Genomic DNA, 18,364 nt, shown 5'->3' with positions numbered 1-18,364 from the left:
CGCTCACAGTGTTGTCCGGGGCACGCGCGGCCAGTAATCGAGCGGGCGCTGCCTGTAGGGGATGCTGCCGAAGTCGGTGGTCAATGCGCCCGGGCCGGCCAAGCGCACGATCTCGCTGGCGATCGGCGCGAAGCCGTACTGGAAATGCTGGGTCGACTTGACGACGACGGCACGCAAGCCTTCCAGAGCAAGCCCAAGGCCGCTGAATGCGTCCGGGCCGAAGGTTTGCGTCCGTTGCGTCGTCAGCACCAGATGTACGCCATTCTGCGCTTCGAGCCAGACAGATCTGCCGAGCTCCCTGCTGGCGCCATCGTACCCGCGCTGCGAATGGTGGTCGGCCACGCCGCGAACGGTGACCGTGACATCCACGGGCGTGCCCGACGTGACGCCTGCTTTCCCACCGATGCGTACGGGCAGCTTCGCGCCGACGCCGGCTTCGGCGCAAAGCATGACCGCGACCGGGTCCCAGAACAGGCCCAGTGCGATGTCGTGGATGCCCAATGCCAGCACGCGCTCGAGCACATGGGTATTGTCGGACGGCGCGCCTCCGCCGGCGTTGTCAGCCATGTCGGCGAGCACGGTCAGGCCTTCGCTTTCGCTGATCCGGGCCAGGCCTGCGTCGACGGTCAGCGTTGCGAGCTGGGTCTGTTCGCGCAGTTCCCAGAACTCCGCCGCGACCTCTCTGGCGATCCGTTCTGCCAGCGCTGCATCGGAATCGGCGACGACGTGGACGCAAGCGCCGCTATCGCGGGTATCGCCCCATGGGAAACCATGGACGATGTTGATTGCGAGCACGCCATCGATACCGACACGTCCGGCGGTGCGGTCAACGAAGCTGCGCATCGGCTGTTCGGTCGTGGGCCAGGTACCGACCAGCCGACAATCCATGATCGCCGAAACCGGGTTGATCTCGCCGCGCAGCTTGCGAGCGCACAGTGCGTAGAGATCCTCGGCGCGCTCGGCGCCATCGGTATGCGGGTACTCGCGCATCAGGACCAGCGCATCCGAATACGCGGCCATGTCGTGGGTCATGTGGCAATGCGGGTCGAGCACTGCGCCGATGAATACATCTTGCCCCAGCGTTTCGCGCAGCCGCCGAAGAAGGTCGCCCTCGCAGTCGTCGTAGCCATCGGCCATCATTGCACCGTGCAGCATCAGCAGCACGCCGTCGAAGGGGCCTTGTTCCACTGCATCGCGCACGATCTCGTCGCGCAATGATTCGTAGACGCTGGCCAACGTCAGTCCAGCGGGTTGCGCGAACGCTGCGACGCTGGCGAACGCCTCGTCGCCATTTGCCTGCGCGATGTCCAGGACCTTGAGCACGCCGGCTGTGGCGGAACCGGCTTGCAGGCCGTCCCGGCCGCGCTGTATGCCTTGTTGCGAGAACGCGTGCCACCCGGTCGCGAACGGAGAGAAGCTGTTGGTCTCCGTCATCAGGGCGGCGGTCAAAAGTCTCATCTGCGCTTTTCGACTCACGATCGGGGTCGTCACAATGCCACGCGATGATCGCCGGAATCCTTCAAAGTCGTCGTATTGAGGCAGGATCCCGGCGCTCTGCGTGCCGTTGCGCATTCAAGCGTCGCTGATCTCGATCGGCAGCGAGAACCCGGCCTTGACCCGATCCATGACGACCAGCGTTTTGAAGCTCTTGATGTCGGGATTTTCATAGAAGAAGCGCGACGTGAACGCTTCATAGTCTTCCATGCTTTTTGCCGTGACGATCAGGGCGAAATCGACTTCTCCCGTGATGTACCAGCCACTCATGACTTCCGGGGTCTCGCGGATCGAGCGCTTGAAGCGATTGATGATGTCGGCGCGTTCGCGTTCCAGGCTGACCAGGACCAGCATGGTCAGTGGCCGCCCGACGACCTTTGGCGACACGATCGACACTTCCGCTTCGATGATGCCTTCCGAACGCAATCGCGCAACCCGACGCAGGCACGCTGTCGGCGACAGGAACGCGATCTCGCTGAGTTGTTCGGACGTTAGCCGGCTATTGGATTGCAACGCGGTCAACAGCCGCGCATCGGTTGCATCAATGGCCATGTCTCAGTAGTTCCAGTGAAAGAATACGGATGCGACTCGGCGGTATCCATTCCGGCCATCTTCGCGGTTCATATGCGGATACGTCGAAAAAATGCATAAAAACTGCGGTGTTGGGCTTGATAGTGCCTAGATTGCGCCTGATCGCCCATAGGTAAGTTCACCTATTTTTTCCGGATTTCGCCTCGACTGATCTGATCGGCTTCAGTGGAATTTCGCAGATGAGCAAACACCTGATCCTCGTGCAGTCCGATGGCTTTGCGACAATAGTGAGAATGCGAATTGATCCATCTTCTTGGGCAGCTTGCTCGCGCCCAACGGCGGGGAAGATGGCGTCGAAAGGAGTGCTCATGGACGGTGCTGTGCAAACCGTCATGACGCATGCGAGATCCGGAGGCGACCGAAGGCAATACGCGCTTTTCGACTGAAAAAATGCATGCCCCGTCTGGACGGGGCATGCGGAGGTCAGAAGAACAGGAAGGGGTTGTCCGGTCAGTAACGGAAGGCGATCTTCGCGTAGTACATCCGCGGATCCTGGTAGATGATGCCGCCATTGACACTGCCTGACGTGCCGCTGATGGAGTTGACGATCTTCTCGTCCAGGATGTTGATGCCGCTGAGCGACAGCTGGATGTTGTCGCTCAGGCGGTAGGATAGCGACAGGTCCATGCGGGTATAGGGATCGAACCGGTAGCTGCCGATGTTGTCGATCATGCGGCTGGAGAAGTACATCAGGCCACCACCGAAGGTCAGGCCCCGCAGCGGACCGTCCTTGATCTCGTAGTTGCTGTAGAGCTTGAACTGGCCGCGGGGAGAGTTGGCGCGTTGCTTGCCGACCTCGTTGGGGTTGGCCGACTCCGAGACCTCGACCTTGAGGTAGCTGTATGAGCCGAACAGGTTCCAGCCCGGCAGCGGCTCGCCCATCAGTTCGAGTTCGACGCCCTCGTGGATCTGTCCGCCAATGCCTCTTACGAAGCCTTCCGGATTCGGAGGTGGCAGGCCAACCGCGACGTTGGAGCGCTCGATGCGAAACACAGAGACCCCGTAGAACAGGCGATCGTCCGCAATGTTGCCCTTGGTGCCGAACTCCCACTGGACGCCTTCTTCGGGACCGAGCAGCCTGCCATCCTCGGTGCGAGCGGTCTGGAAAATCACGCCTTCCGAGTAGCTGCCATAGAGGTTGAGGTTGTCGGTGAGGTCATAGACCACGCCGAGCCGCGGGGTGATCGCATTGTCCTTCAGTGCGCGGTTGCGGACGCCCGTGAAGAGGTCGTCGTGATGGGTCTCGATTTGAGTCCATCGGGCGCCGGTCATGACCGTCAGGCGATCGGTGGGGTGCAGCAGCAACAGGCCGCCAACCGCCAGTTCACGCGAGTCTCCAATTTCACTGTAGAGATAGGTGGAGGCATCGGACAGCGGTGGCGGAGAGTTGAGATCAAAGTAGCGCTCCGGTGACTTTTGATCGAACACATTGAAACGCTGCTCCTCACTTTCGTAACAGCAGATCAGACGGGTCGGCGTACTGCTGTAGAAGCTGTTGAGCATGAGCGTGTGGCTACGCCCCAGAAAGTCGAACTCACCGGTCAGGGTCAGATCGGCGGCGGCCGTTTCCAGATAGTCATTGACGTAAAAGTCGTAGAAGGGCGCCGTGCCGTATAGCGGGGAGTTCGGATCGTTGTTGACCCGGCCAGAGATATACGATTCGCGGGCATTCACGTCGTTCTCTGCATACGACGCCATCGCCTTCAGGTTCCAGCGATCATTGAAGTGATGGGTCAGGCTGGCCATGAAGAAAGCGGTCGTCAGATCGACGCCATTCTTATTGTGTCCCTGAAAGAATGCACGGGGGACATCCGGCAGCTGGTTGTCGTCGGTCAGAGAAAAGCCGTAGTTGGTGACCAGGTGCGACTTGTTGTAGAACGCGGTCAGCTCGAGGAAGGTGTTTTCGCTGAGGTCCCAGTCGAGCGCGGTGTAGACGCTTGGCAGATCCCGGCCGACGTAGTCCGTCTGGCTGTTGCGATCCTCGTACGACACCACCGCGCGTCCACGTACGCTGCCATCCTCATTCAGCGGGCCGGTGACGTCGGTGTACGCCTTGTAGAAGTCGTAAGAGCCGATCGTGAACGCGGTTTCGGTCGATTGCTTGGCGCGCGGACGCTTCAGCGCGGTGTTGATCGTGGTGCCGTAGTCGGCCTGGCCGTAGATGATCGACGACGGTCCCCGGACGATCTCGACGCGGTCTACAGTATCGAAATCGATCAGGATGCCGTTGTTGGTGAACGGCATCGTGTTGATGCGGAATCCGCGCGAGTAAGTGACCGGAAAGCCGCGTGCCGTGACGTCGAAGATCGTCGAGACATCACGTTCGCCATTGCGTACGCCGGGCGCCAACGTGGCGACCTCGCCGACGTTCTGCGGCGTAATCATGTCCATCAACTCGCGTGAGACGATCGTGATCGACTGTGGCGTATCGACGACGTCCATCGGGATCTTGGTCCCTACGCCGGTATCGACCGGCTTGAAGGGCTGGCGCGAACCCACCACGGTCACCTGGTCCAGGTTGGTGACCGTTTTGGGAGTGTCGGAGTCCTGTCCCTGTGGATCGCCGCTGTCCTGCGCGGCGGCCTGCGTGCTGATAACGGCGATGGCCGCCAGTGCGAGGGCTGTGGTGACATGCTTCCGGTTACAAATGCGCCGCCGTTTCATCAAGACCGCCTCTGGGTTGAAGGAGTCACCAGCGTGGCATCGTCCCCCCCTGTCCCGTTCGGCGGAATTGGTTTCACATGGGCCTATTTGCGGCGCATTTGTTAAAAATTCGCAGTATCTGATCGTTTCGTTGGCCTTGTCGGGCGGCGCGGCGCCCCCCCCTATATCTCCAACGGCTGTCAAGGTCGTTCGCGATCAGCGATCACCTCGGGGTCAGGGATCGAGACCCGGAATTCCTTCAGCTTCTTGTCAGTCCAGGAAGCCGCGCACCGTTGCTGGCCTTCGAATCCTTCGCCTCGTACACCCGCCGCGTGTGCAATGAAGTCACTGGCGCCATTTTGATGACGGGATGGATCATGGAGCCTAGGACCGCCGTGCATCCATCAGGCGCGACAACACGTCCTCGCGGCAGGCGTCCAGGATTTCATCCGCCAGCGGCGCATCGTCCGGGCAGGATCGCGACAGCACCACGGCGCCGATCGCCTGTGCCATCAGCGCGATCCGACGCGCACGTGCCTTTGCCGCTGCCGCGCCCTGGCGACCCGGTACCGACAGCTGGGACTCGATGCCGGCCGCGAAGGCCGTCTTGACCGATTCCGGCTGGCGCGCGGCATCTGCGCATAGCGCGGCCATCGTGCAACCCTCGCCAGGCGTGTCCCGATGTTCCCGTGACAGGTAGTACGTCATGAAATCCACCAGATCGCCGCCTGCCGCGGCGTCCGCGGACTGGGCCAGACCGCAGCTTGCCGCCTCCGCCATCAGGTGGGTCTTGGACTCGAAGTGCTTGTAGAAGCCCCCGTGGGTGAACCCCGCGGCTGCCATCAGATCCGCGACACCCACGCCGTCGTAGCCGCGCTCCCTGAACAGCGTGGAAGCGGTCTCGACGATGTGCGCCCGGTTTGCCTGCGCCTGTGCCCTGGTGACCTTCATGACCTGGTGTCTCTTGATGTCCTGCAACGGAAGGCGCGCATGTTACCACGTATTGATTATATCCATCATCAAACTATTGACATCAAAGATTATGATCATCATCATTGTTTCCACAGGCCACGCAGACCTGCCAGGACGGACACGCGATGGCGTTGCCGTCGCTGGTCCTTTCACGATCAAGACCCCAGACACGACATGACCCACACCACGCTCTTCCAGCCCTATCCCCTCGGCCCGCTGACGCTTGCCAACCGCATCGTGATGGCACCGTTGACGCGCAACCGCGCCGGCGCCGGCCTGGTGCCCAGTCCGCTGGCCAGCACCTACTACGCCCAGCGCGCATCGGCTGGCCTGATCATCAGTGAGGCCACGCAGATCTCGGCGCAGGCGCAGGGCTATCAGGACACGCCCGGCCTGTACACGCAGGATCAGATCGATGGCTGGCGCAAGGTGACGCATGCCGTCCACGAGCGGGGCGGGCGCATCTTCGCGCAGCTGTGGCACGTCGGCCGCATCTCCCATGTCGATCTGCACGGCGGTGCCGCGCCGGTGGCCCCGTCGGCCATCCGCGCCCAGGCCAAGACCTTCGTCAACAACGGCTTTGCCGATGTCTCCGAACCCCGTGCGCTGGACCTCCACGAGCTGCCGGGCATCGTCGACGACTTCCGCCAGGCCGCCGCCAACGCGATCGCGGCCGGTTTCGACGGCGTGGAAATCCACGGCGCCAACGGCTACCTGCTCGAACAGTTCATCAAGGACGGTGCCAACGAGCGCACCGATGCCTATGGCGGATCCATCGAGAACCGTGCGCGCCTCCTGCTGGAGGTCACCGACGCCGTGGTCAGGCAGGTCGGTGCCGAGCGCACCGGTGTGCGCCTGTCGCCGGTGTCGCCGGCCGGGGCCATCTCCAGCAGCGATCCGCAGCCGCAGTACGACTACATCGTCGATCAGCTCGATGCGCTGGGCATCGTCTACCTGCATGTGGTGGAAGGCGCCACAGGCGGCCCACGCGAAGTGGCGGCGTTCGACTTCGATAGCCTGCGCCGGCGCTTCACGCGCACGTATCTGGCCAACAACGGCTACGACCTGGAACTTGCCAGCGCTCGCCTGAGCGAGGGCAAGGCAGACCTGTTCGCCTTCGGCCGTGCGTTCATCAGCAACCCCGACCTGGTCGAACGCCTGGAGACCGGCGCGGCGCTGACTGCGTTGAATCCCGCCACGCTGTACGGCGGCGGCGCCGAGGGCTACATCGACTACCCGAGCCTGGTCGACACGCACGCGCACTAACCCAGTCCCCGCGGCCGCGAGGCATGCGGCCTCCTCCTGCCGGCACGGAATACCACCGTCCCGGATCCGTCCCCTCCCATACACAGAAGCCCACCACCGTGACCCTCCTTCCTTCCGTCCTCATCACCGGCGCGTCCAGCGGCATCGGCGCCACCTATGCCGATCGCTTCGCGCGGCGCGGCCACGACCTCGTGCTGGTCGCACGCGACACCGCACGACTGGACACGCTTGCGACGCGTCTCCGACAGGACACCGGGGTCGCGATCGAGGTGCTGTCCGCCGATCTCACGCAGCCCGATCCATTGGCCATCGTCGAAGCGCGCCTGCGCGACGATGTCCGCATCGGCATCCTGGTCAACAACGCCGGCATCGCGCAGTCTGGCGGCTTCGTCGATCAGTCGGCCGGCAGCATCGATCGGCTGCTGACGTTGAATACGATCGCGCTGACGCGCCTGGCCGCCGCCGCCGCTCCGCGGATGGTCGCGGCCGGCGAAGGCGCGATCGTGAACATCGGTTCGGTGGTGGGTCTCGCACCGGAAATGGGCATGTCCGTCTACGGCGCGACCAAGGCGTTCGTGCTGTTCCTGTCGCAGGGGCTCAGCATTGAGCTCACCCCCAAGGGCGTGTACGTGCAAGCCGTGCTGCCTGCCGCCACGCGCACCGAGATCTGGGAGCGTGCCGGCATCGACATCAACTCGCTCCCGGAAGTGATGGACGTGGGCGAGCTGGTCGATGCCGCGCTGATCGGCTTCGATCGCCGCGAGACGGTCACCATTCCGCCGTTGCATGTGACCGCACGCTGGGGCACGTTGGACGGTGCGCGCCAGGCCCTGCTCAGCGACATCCGGCAGGCGCAGGCCGCGGAACGGTACCGCGCTGCCGTCTGAGCCGGCGGTACGGTCAGTCGCCTTCCACGGCCCGGGTCCTCACGGCAGCTGTCGGTGGCGTGCCGGTTCGTACCCAAGGTCCGGCCACCCACTTGGAGACGCACGTCCATGAAAGCCTTCCTCATCGACCGCTACAGCAAGACCGACCCCGGCCGCATCGGCGACATGCCCGAGCCCGAGTTGCGGGACGATGACGTCCTGATCCAGGTCCATGCCGCAGGCGTCAACCCGCTGGACGTCAAGATCAGGAGCGGCGCGTTCAAGCAGATACTTCCCTATCGCTTCCCGTTGATCCTGGGGCATGAAGTAGCGGGCACCGTCGTGCGCGTGGGGGCCCATGTCCACCGGTTCAAGCCGGGTGACGAGGTCTATGCGCGCCCCGACGATCATCGCATCGGTGGATTCGCCTCCTTCATTGCGGTCAAGGCCTCGTCGCTGGCGCTCAAGCCCCGGAACCTCAGCATGGTCGAGGCCGCCTCCGTTCCCCTGGTGGCGCTGACGTCCTGGCAGGTGCTGGTCGACACCGCCAAGTTGCAACCAGGACAGAAAGTGCTGATCCATGCCGGCTCCGGTGGCGTCGGCACGATGGCGATCCAACTGGCCAAGCACCTTGGCGCCTTCGTCGCGACGACCACCAGCACCGCTAATGTCGCACTGGTGAAGGCGCTGGGTGCAGACGTCGTCATCGACTACAAGCAGCAGGACTTCACCACGGTGCTGCGCGACTACGACGTAGTGCTCAACAGCCTGGGCAGCGATGAACTGGACAGATCCCTCCAGGTCCTCAAGCCCGGCGGGCATCTGGTTTCGATCTCCGGGCCGCCCACGCCGGCGTTCGCCGAGGCACAAGGGTTGGCGTGGCCGCTCAAGCAGGTGTTGCGCCTGTTGAGCGCCGGCATCCGCAGGAAGGCCAGGCAGAAGAACGTCGCGTACACCTTCGTGTTCATGCGTGCCGATGGCGAGCAGTTGCGCCAGATCGCCTCGCTCATCGAATCGGGTGCACTCCGCCCAGTGGTCGACACCGTCTTTCCATTTGTGGAGACCGACAAGGCGCTGGCCCTTGTGGAACGTGGGCGCGCCAAGGGCAAGGTCGTGGTGCAGATGATGTAGCGGCTGATGGGAAAGCCTTGCAGGACAGGCTAACGAGCACTGTCCCTCGCAGCCGGATGAGGCCGGGACGTGGAGCTCTCACGGATGTCTTTGGACGGATGCCTTCGGATGGATGCGGCGCGGGAGGGCGCGGCACGCCCATCCCCAGGGCGGCCGCGCTCCTTCACCCTGCCTTCCTTCGCCCACGCTATGGTGCATTGCACAAGGAGCGCTCATGTCCAGATCATCTACCGGCAAATTGTCAGGTCAATTGACCGCCTTGGGGACGGTTGCGCCCGAGGTCATTGCACGCCGCTTCGCACTGCTTGCGGTGGGCAATCACGCCTCGTCGGCACGCAACCAGCGGGAGATCACCCGCATGTCGTCAGAAAAGATCGAGGCCGCATGGCTCGCCTGGACTGCGATGAGCGTGGAAGCGGCGCACATGCAATGGACAGCGCTCTCCATGGTCTGGTCCATGTGGATGCCGAAAAGCGCCGCGTCCAGCTGGTCGTCATGGTATGAGCACGCAGGGACGCAACTCGCCACCGCCGGGCTCGCGCCTTACGTGCGGATGGTCAAGGCCAATCACACGAGGTTGTCGAGCAAGACGCGGTAGACGCACACGCCGGTCGAGGCATCATCGGCCGCGTCGCGCCGTGGATCGCGACGCCCAGCGACCGCAACATACGTTCAGCCGGAGAGCTGTGCGCGACGGCGGACGATCGTCGCTGCGGCATCGCGGACGGCTGCTGAGCTGATACGCCGCGGGGCTGGCGCCCGCGCGTATTCAAGCGTTTCCACGGATGATCCTCCTGCGGGGCTGCAACGATGATGCCGTTCAGCGCATCGTGCAGACGCTGGGAGTGGCCATGCGAGCAGATCCTGATCGGCGTTCACGGGCCCGCGCCGACGCGACGCCGGACGCTGCTGTCGACGCTTCGCCTGCGCAGCCGGGACGGCGGCAGTGGTTGCTGGGCACCGGCGCGCTGGCGATGCAGGCGGCGGTTGCCGCCGTGCTGCCTTCCGCCCAGGCGGCTGCAACGCTCGCGGTTGCAGACGACACATCCGTCCATGCGACCGCTCACGCCGCGTTTCCCGTCGTCGACACGACCACCGGCAAGATCCGTGGACTGGCCGATGGTCCAGTCCGGCAATTCCTTGGCGTGCCCTACGGCGCATCCACCGGCGGCGCGCATCGTTTCATGCCGCCGCGCCGGCCCGAGCCCTGGGCCAGCGTGCGCGACTGTTTCGGTTTCGGCGAACGTTGCCCGCAGCTGCCGCCCCCGGACATGGCGTTCAGTGCGCCGTATTTCCAGTTGATCCAGTGGGACCGGCATGTCGGTGGCATGGGCGAGGATTGCCTCAACCTCAACCTGTGGACGACCGGCGCCGACGATGGCGGCAAGCGCCCGGTGATCGTGGTGTTCCACGGGGGCAACTACGATCGTGGCTCGGTCAATGCACCGGCCTACGACGGCAAGAACCTCGCCCTGTCCGGCGATGTCGTCGTGGTCACCGTGAACCATCGCCTCGGCCCGCTGGGCTATCTGCATGTCGCCGAACTGGGTGCGCCCACCGCGTTCCGCGACGCCGGCATGGCCGGTGCGCACGACATGGTGGCGGCGCTGCAATGGGTGCGCGACAACATCGTCCGTTTCGGTGGCGATCCCGCGCGGGTGACGATCGTCGGGCAGTCCGGTGGCGGCGGCAAGGTCGCCACCCTGCTGTCGATGCCCGGTGCGGTCGGCCTGTTCCATCGTGCGGTGATCCAGAGCGGTGGCCGCCTCGGCATCGGCACCTCCGCCAAGGCGACCCAGGCCGCCGCGGCGCTGCTGCAGGCACTGCAGCTGGCTCCCGGCCAGTTGCAGCGGCTGCAGGCGCGGCCGTGGCAGGACGTGGTGCTGGCGCTCGGTGGCGCCGGTAATGGCCGGTTCGCGCCCTTCGTCGGCGAGGCAGGCCTGCCGCGCCATCCCTTCGATGCCACGGCGCCTGCGGCGAGTGCTGGCGTCCCGTTGATCATCTCGTCGACGCTCGAGGACGCGGCGATGTTCAGCGCCGACTTCGCGATGACGGACGCGCAGTTGCGGCAGTCGCTGGACGAAGATTTTCCGGACGACGCATCGCAGGCGCTGGCGATGTATCGCGATCTCGCGCCAGGCAAGTCGCCGTACCTGATCCGCGCGCAGATCGATTCGGACATCAACTACCGGCTGCCGGCGCTGACGCAGGCCGAGGCCCGTGCAGGCCAGGGCGCACCCGTCCACATGGCGTTGTGGCGTTGGCCATCGCCGGCCTACGACGGCCAGTACGGCGCCGTGCATTTCATCGACGTGCCCGCGATGTTCAACAACGCGCGCGATCCGATCGTGGGTGCCGGCGCGGGCGAAGGCGCGGCGATGTGCGCGCAACTGTCGACGGCGCTGGTCGCGTTCGCCGCGACCGGGCGTCCGGCGACGCCGTCGAGCGACTGGCCCCTGTTCGAGACCACCACGCGTGCGACCCGGATCTTCGATACCGGCGCGCGCGTGGAGCACGACCCGCGTGCGCAGATGCGTGCGTTCTGGTCCGAGGCGGCGACGCGACAGGACAGATAGGTCGCACGCGACCGGGGGCGCTGAGGCCTGCCTGGGGATGACGGCCATGCCACAACAGGCGGCCTGCGGTCGCATTCGCCCATCGAAGGCTTGTCCCCGGCCGGAATACTGGCATCATCGAGGCTAGCGTCAGTTGCCCTTACACGGTACCGAGCCTGGCAGCCAGGGAGTTTTTGTCCGGTATCCGGTCGATGACGCATCTCCCCATGAATGCCCCTGGCTTTTTTTCGAAACATGCTCCGATCTTCGAAGCCTGCGTCCGGCGCGGGCCATCGTGCGTGCACCTGAGGGCGCTGCTGGCCTGCGTGCTTGCACTGGCCTCGGGCGTGCACGCGCCGACGATGGCCGCGCAGCATGGGAACGCCATGCCCGTGGCGATCATCGACCTGCCGGCGCAACCGCTGGGGCGATCGATCAATGCCCTCGCACGGCAGGCCGGCGTGGCGATCTCGGTCGATGCGGACCTGGTCGCGGGGCACTCCGCGTCCGCGCTGAACGGCCGGCTGACATTGACGCAGGCCCTGGAGCGGCTGCTGCAGGGCACGGGGCTGGTAGCCGTCGAACAGGTCGGGGGTGGGTACGTGATCAGGGGATCGCCAGCGGCGACTGCGACGGCAGATGCGCAGGGCGACACGATTCCGACCCTGGCCGGCGTGGATGCCTCCATGTTCGCCGGGACCCATCAGCATGCCGAACTGCCTGGCAGCGCGCAGGTCGGCGGCAAGTCCGGGCAGTTGTTGCGGGAGATCCCCAAGTCGGTGTCGATCATGACCCGCGAGCGTATCGAGATGCAGCACCTGGGAACGCTGCAGGAGGTGCTGCTGCAGGCGACCGGCGTCAGCGCCGGTGCATTCTCGCCACTGGACACGTACTACTACGCGCGCGGCATGCGCCTGCAGACCTATCAGTTCGACGGTGGTGCACCGGCTTACGTGGGTGGCCTGGGCTTCAACTACACGCCCGATACCGCGACCCTGGATCGCGTCGAGCTACTTCGTGGCGTGGATGGTGTGTATTCCGGTGCCGGTGAGCCGGGCGGCGTCATCAACCTCGTGCGCAAGCGGCCGGGCCATGAACGGGCCGTCGATCTCGACCTGTCGGTCGGCGACTGGAACCACCGCCGGGCGACGCTGGATGTCTCCGCACCGCTTGCCCTGGAAGGCCGGCTGCGTGGCCGCGCGGTCGCGTCGCAGACCGATCGGCGCTACTGGCAGGACCGCTATGTCAGCGCCAAGCAGGTGGCCTATGGGGTGCTCGAATTCGACGCCGGCGAAACCACGCGTGTGACCCTGGGCGCGCTGCACGAGCGGCGCGAGGATGATGGATATTCGAGTTGGTCGGGGATCTCGCGCTACAGCGACGGCGGCGCGCTGGACCTGCCGCGCGGCTACAGCATCGCGCCCGACTGGTCCCGCTGGCACACGCGGACCAGCGAGTGGTTCGCCACGCTGGACCAGCACTACGGGCAGAGCGGCAACGTGCAGTTGAACCTAGCGCGGATCGCGCAGGACACCCGGATCAAGCAGGCGCTGGCTTGGGGCGCGGTGGACCGGGCCACCGGCACGGGCGCCATTTTCTACGGCACCGAGGTCCACAACGTCCCCGTGCAGCGCCTGGCGGATCTGTCAGCCAGCGGTGGCTTCGCGTGGTTCGGGCGCAGCCACCGCTACACGGTCGGTGCCGACGCTTCCACGCTCGATGGCGCAGGCCAGACACAATACGGGCTGGAGGGACTCGGCTATGCCGATGCGATGCCGCTGGATTACGCCAGTTTCGATCCGGCCTCGATCGCCGAACCCGCCTCGCATGTCGTTGGCCGCTATCCCACGCTGGAACAGTCGCAGCAGGGTTACTACGGCGCATTGAAGCTGCAGCTGTCCGACCCGCTGCGCCTGATCGTCAGCGGCCGGCTGGGCCGCTACCGCTACCGACAGGTCTATCGGACTGAGGCGGGCGACGCGAGCGTGCAGGCGTTCGACGACACCCGCTTCATTCCCAGCGCTGCACTGAGTTACGACCTGTCCGGACACTGGACGACCTACCTCAGCTACGGCGAGACCTTCAAGCCGCAATCGCATTTGCTGGAAGGGCCGCTGCCCGGCAGGTCGCTGGCCCCGATGCAGGGCGACAGTCTCGAGCTGGGGCTGAAGGGTGACGTGTTCGCCGGGATGACCGCAGCGCTGGCGGTCTATCGGCTGACACGCAACGGGCAGGGGAATCCGGATCCGCGGTATCCCGGCTTCGTCATCGACGACCAGAACGGTTCGGTCTGTTGCTATGTCGCCCAAGGTGAAGTGGAAGTGCTCGGGGTCGACGCCGAACTCTCCGGCGCCATTGCGCCGGGCTGGCTGCTGTTTGGCGGTTATACCTACATCACGGCCTCGACCGACGGCATCTCCAGCGTCGTCGCCACGCTGGGGCGCACGCCGCGACATCAGCTCAAGCTGTGGACCAGCTACCGGCTGCCGGGCGCGCTGTCGCGCTGGACGCTCAACGGTGGCGTCATCGCACAAAGCGACACCGCGTACGTGGTGCCGTACGGCGGGATGACCCTGTGGAATGCGGCGCTGCGCTTCGAGATCGACCCGCACTGGTCGCTGAGCCTGTCGGGCGACAACCTCACCGACAAGCGCTACTGGCAGTCGACCGGCACGCTGAACAACCAGAACGTCCGCGGGTCTCCACGCATGTGGCTGGCGACCCTGTCCGGTCGCTGGTAGCCGGTTGCTGTTCTTGGGTCGCCGGTCCCCGGGGCCGCAGCGAAAATAATTGTCCGGTCCGGCGCCGCTGGCGCATCCCCTGTCTGCAACCAATCATCCGATAGGGGACCCCCACCGTGTCAATGCAACAGATCCAAGGGCATGGCGCCCACACTCCCATCGCCGTGGCCTGTGCCATCGCGTTGGCTGCCGCCAGCATGCTTCCCGCGTTTGCACAGGACCAGACGCGTTCCGCGTCATCTCCGGAGGCCGTCGAGGACGCCGCCAGTGCGGAACGTATTTCGACCCTGGACAGCGTCAACGTGTTCGCGACGATGGAAGAAAGCGTGAGCATCGGCGGCAAGTCCGAGCAGACCCTGCGTGAGGTTCCCAAGTCGGTCACCATCATGACCGGTGAGCGCATCGAGGCGCAGAACCTGACATCGCTGCAGGAGGTGCTGATCCAGACCACGGGCGTCACCGTGGGGGCCTTCAATCCGCTGGAAACCTTCTACTACTCGCGTGGCATCCGCCTCGAGACTATCCAGTTCGACGGTGGCGCGCCGGCCTACACCGGTGGTGCCGGCTTCTACTACACGCCGGACACTGCGACGATCGAACGCGTCGAGATGCTGCGTGGCGTCGATGGCATGTACTCGGGTGCCGGTGAGCCGGGCGGCGTGATCAACCTGGTACGCAAGCGTCCCACGCGGACCAAGTCGCTGAAGATCGATCTGTCCGCCGGTACCTGGGACAACTATCGCGCGACCTTCGATGCCAGCGGCCCCCTGGCCCTGGACGGACGCCTGCGCGGACGTGCCGTGGTGTCGTGGATGGATCGCGGCTACCACCAGGACCGCTACACCACCGCCAAGAAGATCCTCTACGGCACCCTCGAGTTCGACGCCACCGATACGACGTTGCTGGCGCTGGGCGCATCCTACGAGAAGCGCGACGACGAGGGCTTCCCGGCCTGGGGCGGTCTTCCGCGTTATACCGATGGCACGCTGCTCGACCTGCCGCGCAGCTTCAGCACCGCGCCGCCGTGGGCGCACTGGAACTTTGAGACCAAGGAAGTCTTCGCCCGTGTCGAGCAGAAGTACGGTGACACCGGCACGCTGCGCCTCAACGTCAACCAGATCGAGCAGGAGAGCGACCTGTTCTATGCCACGATCTACGGCGCAGTTAATCCGACGACGCTGGCGGGTTCGCGGATCTATGGTTCGCGCGCGGACTACAAGCCGGTGCAGCGCATGGCCGACCTGTCGGCCAGCGGCAAATTCGACCTGTTCGGAAAGACCCACAGCTATACCGTCGGCACCGACTACAACGAGCTCGACAACAGCGGCCAACGTGGTTACGCGGTGCCGGGCTTCGAGTATGCCAATGCCGTAGGCATCAACTACTTCGACTACAACCCGTACTTCGCCGCGCCCGAGACCACGTTGACCTCGGATTACCCGGTCTACAAGCGCTCGCAACGCGGCCTCTATGCGACCGTCGGCATCCAGCTCGCGGAACCCCTGCGCCTGACCCTGGGCGGCCGCTACGGCCGCTTCAACTACGACCATCAGTTCCGAAACCTAGTGACGGGTACCAGCAGCTACCTGAACTACGAGGAAAAGGAATTCATCCCCAGCGCAGCATTGAGCTACACGCTGTCCGACCGCTGGACCATGTACGCAAGCTACGGCGAGACCTTCAAGGCGCAGGGAGATCTGCTCTACGGACCGCCGCCCGGCAGCAGTCCGCTGACGCCGATCGTCGGTGACAATCTCGAACTGGGCATCAAGGGCGACGTGTTCCGCGGCGTCACCGCCGCTGCCTCGATCTACCGGCTGACGCGCGATGGACAGGGCGTTGCCGATCCCGACTACGTGGCCGTCACCAACCCCGAGGACGGATCGAGATGTTGCTACATCCAGCGCGGCCAGATCACCGTCGAGGGCCTGGATCTTGAAATGTCAGGGATGATCGTTCCGGGTTGGCAGCTGTTCGGTGGCTATACCTATACCGAGACCAGCTACTCGGGCAATCCGAGCGGCGCGGCCACGCTGGGCCGCACGCCGGAACACCAGCTCAAACTGTGGAGTACCTATCGCCTGCCGGGCAAGTGGTCGCCGGTCACGTTCAATGTCGGCGTCGTCGCGCAGAGCGAGAGCTACTACGGCATCTATCGCTACGGCGGCATGGCGCTGTGGAATGCCTCGGTGCAGTACCAGCTCAACGACAGCTGGACGCTGTCGCTGTATGGCGACAACCTGACCGACCGGACGTACTGGCAGCCGACCGGTGATCTCAACCGGCAGAACATCGTCGGTACGCCGCGCAGCCTCACGCTGTCTCTACGAGGGCGCTTCTAACCGGCGGCCGTTCAGCCAGGGTCTTCGACGTGCGCGCCGCCGCTGGCGGCGCGCACGCAGACGGCTGCCCGCGCATCGGATCTTTGCGCGGCCCTTGGCCTGCATCGTCGTTCAAAACAGGGAGTTCTACCTATCCGCGGCAGGCGCGACGCCCCTATATGATCCAGAGGATGCACCGATCGCGGCGCATGCCGATGCTGATCGGCACGCAGCACGATGCCGAATCCGCTGGAGCCCTGATGTTCGAGCGCTACTACCAAGAGCTCTACCACTTCTTCCTGAGGTCCTTGTCCAACCGCGATCGCGCGGCAGACCTGGTGCAGGAGAGTTATGCGCGGGTGTTGTCGCTGGAGTATCGCGGTATCGAGATCCGTGAGCCTCGCGCGCTGCTGTATCAAACGGGCAAGCGCCTGGCCATCGAGAACGCGCGCCGGCACCAGGCGGAAGCGCGGATGATCGAAGCGCTGGAAGAGTCATGGCCTGGGGACGTGCCATCGCTGGAGCGCAACGCGATCGCGCGCCAGCAACTGGACCGGTTGCTGCTGCGGCTCAAGCGCATGCCGCGCAAGCGCCGCGAGGTGTTCATCCTGGTTCGCATGTACGGCTATACCCACGCCGAAGCCGGCGCGCATCTCGGGATCAGCGCGGTGGCGGTGGAAAAGCACGTGGTCCGTGCCGTGCTCGACCTGGCGGGGCTGGAAGGAGGAGACGCACCATGACGCAAGGACAAGCGCGCAACGAGGTCTCCATCGGCGGAGGCGCTGCGGCCCTGATCGAACAGGCCTTGACGCTGATCGCCCGGCAACGTGGCGGCGACGCGGCGACGGCACGCGAGGTCGGTGTCCAGGCCCGCGCCTGGCGCGACGCGGACCCGCAGCACGAAGCGGCATGGCACGCCGCCGACAGGCTGTGGCGGGCCAGCGATCCGGAGTACTGGGACATGCGCATGGCGCTTCCGCCGTCGTCCGAACGCCGCCGTCGTCAGCGCATCGTGGCCGGACTGGGCATCGCTGCCGCATTGGCGTCCGGCGCGCTGGTGTTGTGGTTGCAATGGCAGCAGCCGTTGAGCGAATCCTCGCTGGCGACCACGGTCGAGCCATCGCTGGACCATGCATTGCCCGACGGCACGCGGTTGTCGCTGGACGCGCGAAGCCGCACGCAGGTGGCCTACTACCGCGACTACAGGCAGGTGCGCCTGGAGCGTGGCGGCGCCTATCTCGACGTCAGGCCGGATCCGCAACGACCGTTCATCGTCGAGACGCCGGCCGGCAGGGTCCGCGTGCTCGGCACCGCCTTCGATGTGCGCCTCGACGGCGACGCCCTGCATGTCGCGGTGGCCCACGGGCGCGTCGAGGTGTGTCCCGGTGCCGGCCTCGACCTTGCGGCGGACGAGCCTTGTCCCACCGATCGCGCCATCGCGGTGCTGCCGGGGCAGAAGCTGGCCGTCGGCCAGGGCCGCGCCGTGCGTCTTGGACGCCTGCCGGCCGATGACGTTGGCGCCTGGCGCCAGGGCTGGCTGGTGTTCGACGATACCCCGCTGCCCGACGTCATCGCGAGGTGGAATGCCTACCTGCCGCAACCGCTGGAACTGGCGCCGACGCCGGCCCTGCAGGCATTGCGCCTGACCGGCAGTTTTCCGCTCGACGATCCGGCGGCCTTCGTCGATGCGTTGCCGCAGGCGTTGCCGGTGCAGTTGGTGCGTGATGGCAACGGCAGCGTCCGGGTGGAGGCCGTGCGTCGCTAGGCCGGTGCGCGTCGTCTCG

13 protein-coding genes are annotated in these 18,364 nt (G+C 65.2%); 9 read left to right on the top strand and 4 right to left on the bottom strand.

Going from position 1 to position 18,364, the window contains the following annotated elements; genetic code table 11:
• Nucleotides 1-3: 3 nt before the first annotated feature.
• The 4 genes from ACYX7E_RS00340 to ACYX7E_RS00325 form a co-directional block, all read right to left on the bottom strand.
• Nucleotides 4-1,572: a M81 family metallopeptidase gene (locus tag ACYX7E_RS00340; RefSeq protein ID WP_462078544.1), complete on the bottom strand. Its 1,569-nt coding sequence runs from the start codon at nucleotides 1,570-1,572 to the stop codon at nucleotides 4-6.
• Nucleotides 1,573-2,046 (bottom strand): Lrp/AsnC family transcriptional regulator, encoded by a 474-nt coding sequence (locus ACYX7E_RS00335; RefSeq protein ID WP_462078543.1) that lies wholly within the window; start codon nucleotides 2,044-2,046, stop codon nucleotides 1,573-1,575. It lies immediately after the preceding gene.
• Nucleotides 2,047-2,535: 489 nt separating this feature from the next.
• On the bottom strand, nucleotides 2,536-4,749 hold the full coding sequence (locus ACYX7E_RS00330) for a TonB-dependent siderophore receptor (protein ID WP_462078542.1): 2,214 nt from the start codon (nucleotides 4,747-4,749) through the stop codon (nucleotides 2,536-2,538).
• Between the two features lie 363 nt (nucleotides 4,750-5,112).
• Nucleotides 5,113-5,679: a TetR/AcrR family transcriptional regulator gene (locus tag ACYX7E_RS00325; protein WP_462079037.1), complete on the bottom strand. Its 567-nt coding sequence runs from the start codon at nucleotides 5,677-5,679 to the stop codon at nucleotides 5,113-5,115.
• A 195-nt stretch (nucleotides 5,680-5,874) separates the two neighbouring features.
• On the opposite strand from ACYX7E_RS00325, the gene ACYX7E_RS00320 reads away from it, so the two are divergent.
• The 9 genes from ACYX7E_RS00320 to ACYX7E_RS00280 all read left to right on the top strand — a co-directional run bounded on the left by ACYX7E_RS00320 (nucleotide 5,875) and on the right by ACYX7E_RS00280 (nucleotide 18,345).
• Nucleotides 5,875-6,966 carry an alkene reductase gene (locus ACYX7E_RS00320; protein WP_462078541.1) on the top strand — a complete coding sequence of 364 codons (1,092 nt, stop codon included), beginning with the start codon at nucleotides 5,875-5,877 and terminating at the stop codon, nucleotides 6,964-6,966.
• Between the two features lie 98 nt (nucleotides 6,967-7,064).
• Nucleotides 7,065-7,853, top strand: a complete 789-nt coding sequence (locus ACYX7E_RS00315; protein WP_462078540.1) for an SDR family NAD(P)-dependent oxidoreductase — start codon at nucleotides 7,065-7,067, stop codon at nucleotides 7,851-7,853.
• Between the two features lie 108 nt (nucleotides 7,854-7,961).
• On the top strand, nucleotides 7,962-8,963 hold the full coding sequence (locus ACYX7E_RS00310; RefSeq protein WP_462078539.1) for an NADP-dependent oxidoreductase: 1,002 nt from the start codon (nucleotides 7,962-7,964) through the stop codon (nucleotides 8,961-8,963).
• Between the two features lie 214 nt (nucleotides 8,964-9,177).
• Complete coding sequence (locus ACYX7E_RS00305; RefSeq protein WP_462078538.1) at nucleotides 9,178-9,561, top strand: hypothetical protein; 384 nt, start codon at nucleotides 9,178-9,180, stop codon at nucleotides 9,559-9,561.
• A gap of 253 nt (nucleotides 9,562-9,814) precedes the next feature.
• A complete protein-coding gene (locus ACYX7E_RS00300) occupies nucleotides 9,815-11,539 on the top strand; it encodes a carboxylesterase/lipase family protein (RefSeq protein ID WP_462078537.1) in 1,725 nt (574 codons plus the stop codon).
• 278 nt (nucleotides 11,540-11,817) lie between these two features.
• Nucleotides 11,818-14,259: a TonB-dependent siderophore receptor gene (locus tag ACYX7E_RS00295; protein ID WP_462078536.1), complete on the top strand. Its 2,442-nt coding sequence runs from the start codon at nucleotides 11,818-11,820 to the stop codon at nucleotides 14,257-14,259.
• Between the two features lie 164 nt (nucleotides 14,260-14,423).
• Nucleotides 14,424-16,601, top strand: a complete 2,178-nt coding sequence (locus ACYX7E_RS00290) for a TonB-dependent siderophore receptor (RefSeq protein WP_462078535.1) — start codon at nucleotides 14,424-14,426, stop codon at nucleotides 16,599-16,601.
• Between the two features lie 194 nt (nucleotides 16,602-16,795).
• Complete coding sequence (locus tag ACYX7E_RS00285) at nucleotides 16,796-17,320, top strand: RNA polymerase sigma factor (RefSeq protein WP_462078534.1); 525 nt, start codon at nucleotides 16,796-16,798, stop codon at nucleotides 17,318-17,320.
• Nucleotides 17,317-18,345 (top strand): FecR family protein, encoded by a 1,029-nt coding sequence (locus ACYX7E_RS00280; protein WP_462078533.1) that lies wholly within the window; start codon nucleotides 17,317-17,319, stop codon nucleotides 18,343-18,345. Before ACYX7E_RS00285 ends, ACYX7E_RS00280 begins: the two co-directional genes overlap by 4 nt.
• Nucleotides 18,346-18,364: the final 19 nt, after the last annotated feature.

The sequence above is a fragment of the Luteimonas sp. RIT-PG2_3 genome (genome assembly GCF_054902115.1).
Note: the sequence above shows the minus strand (reverse complement) of the source record. Positions and strands in the feature narration are given on the sequence as shown.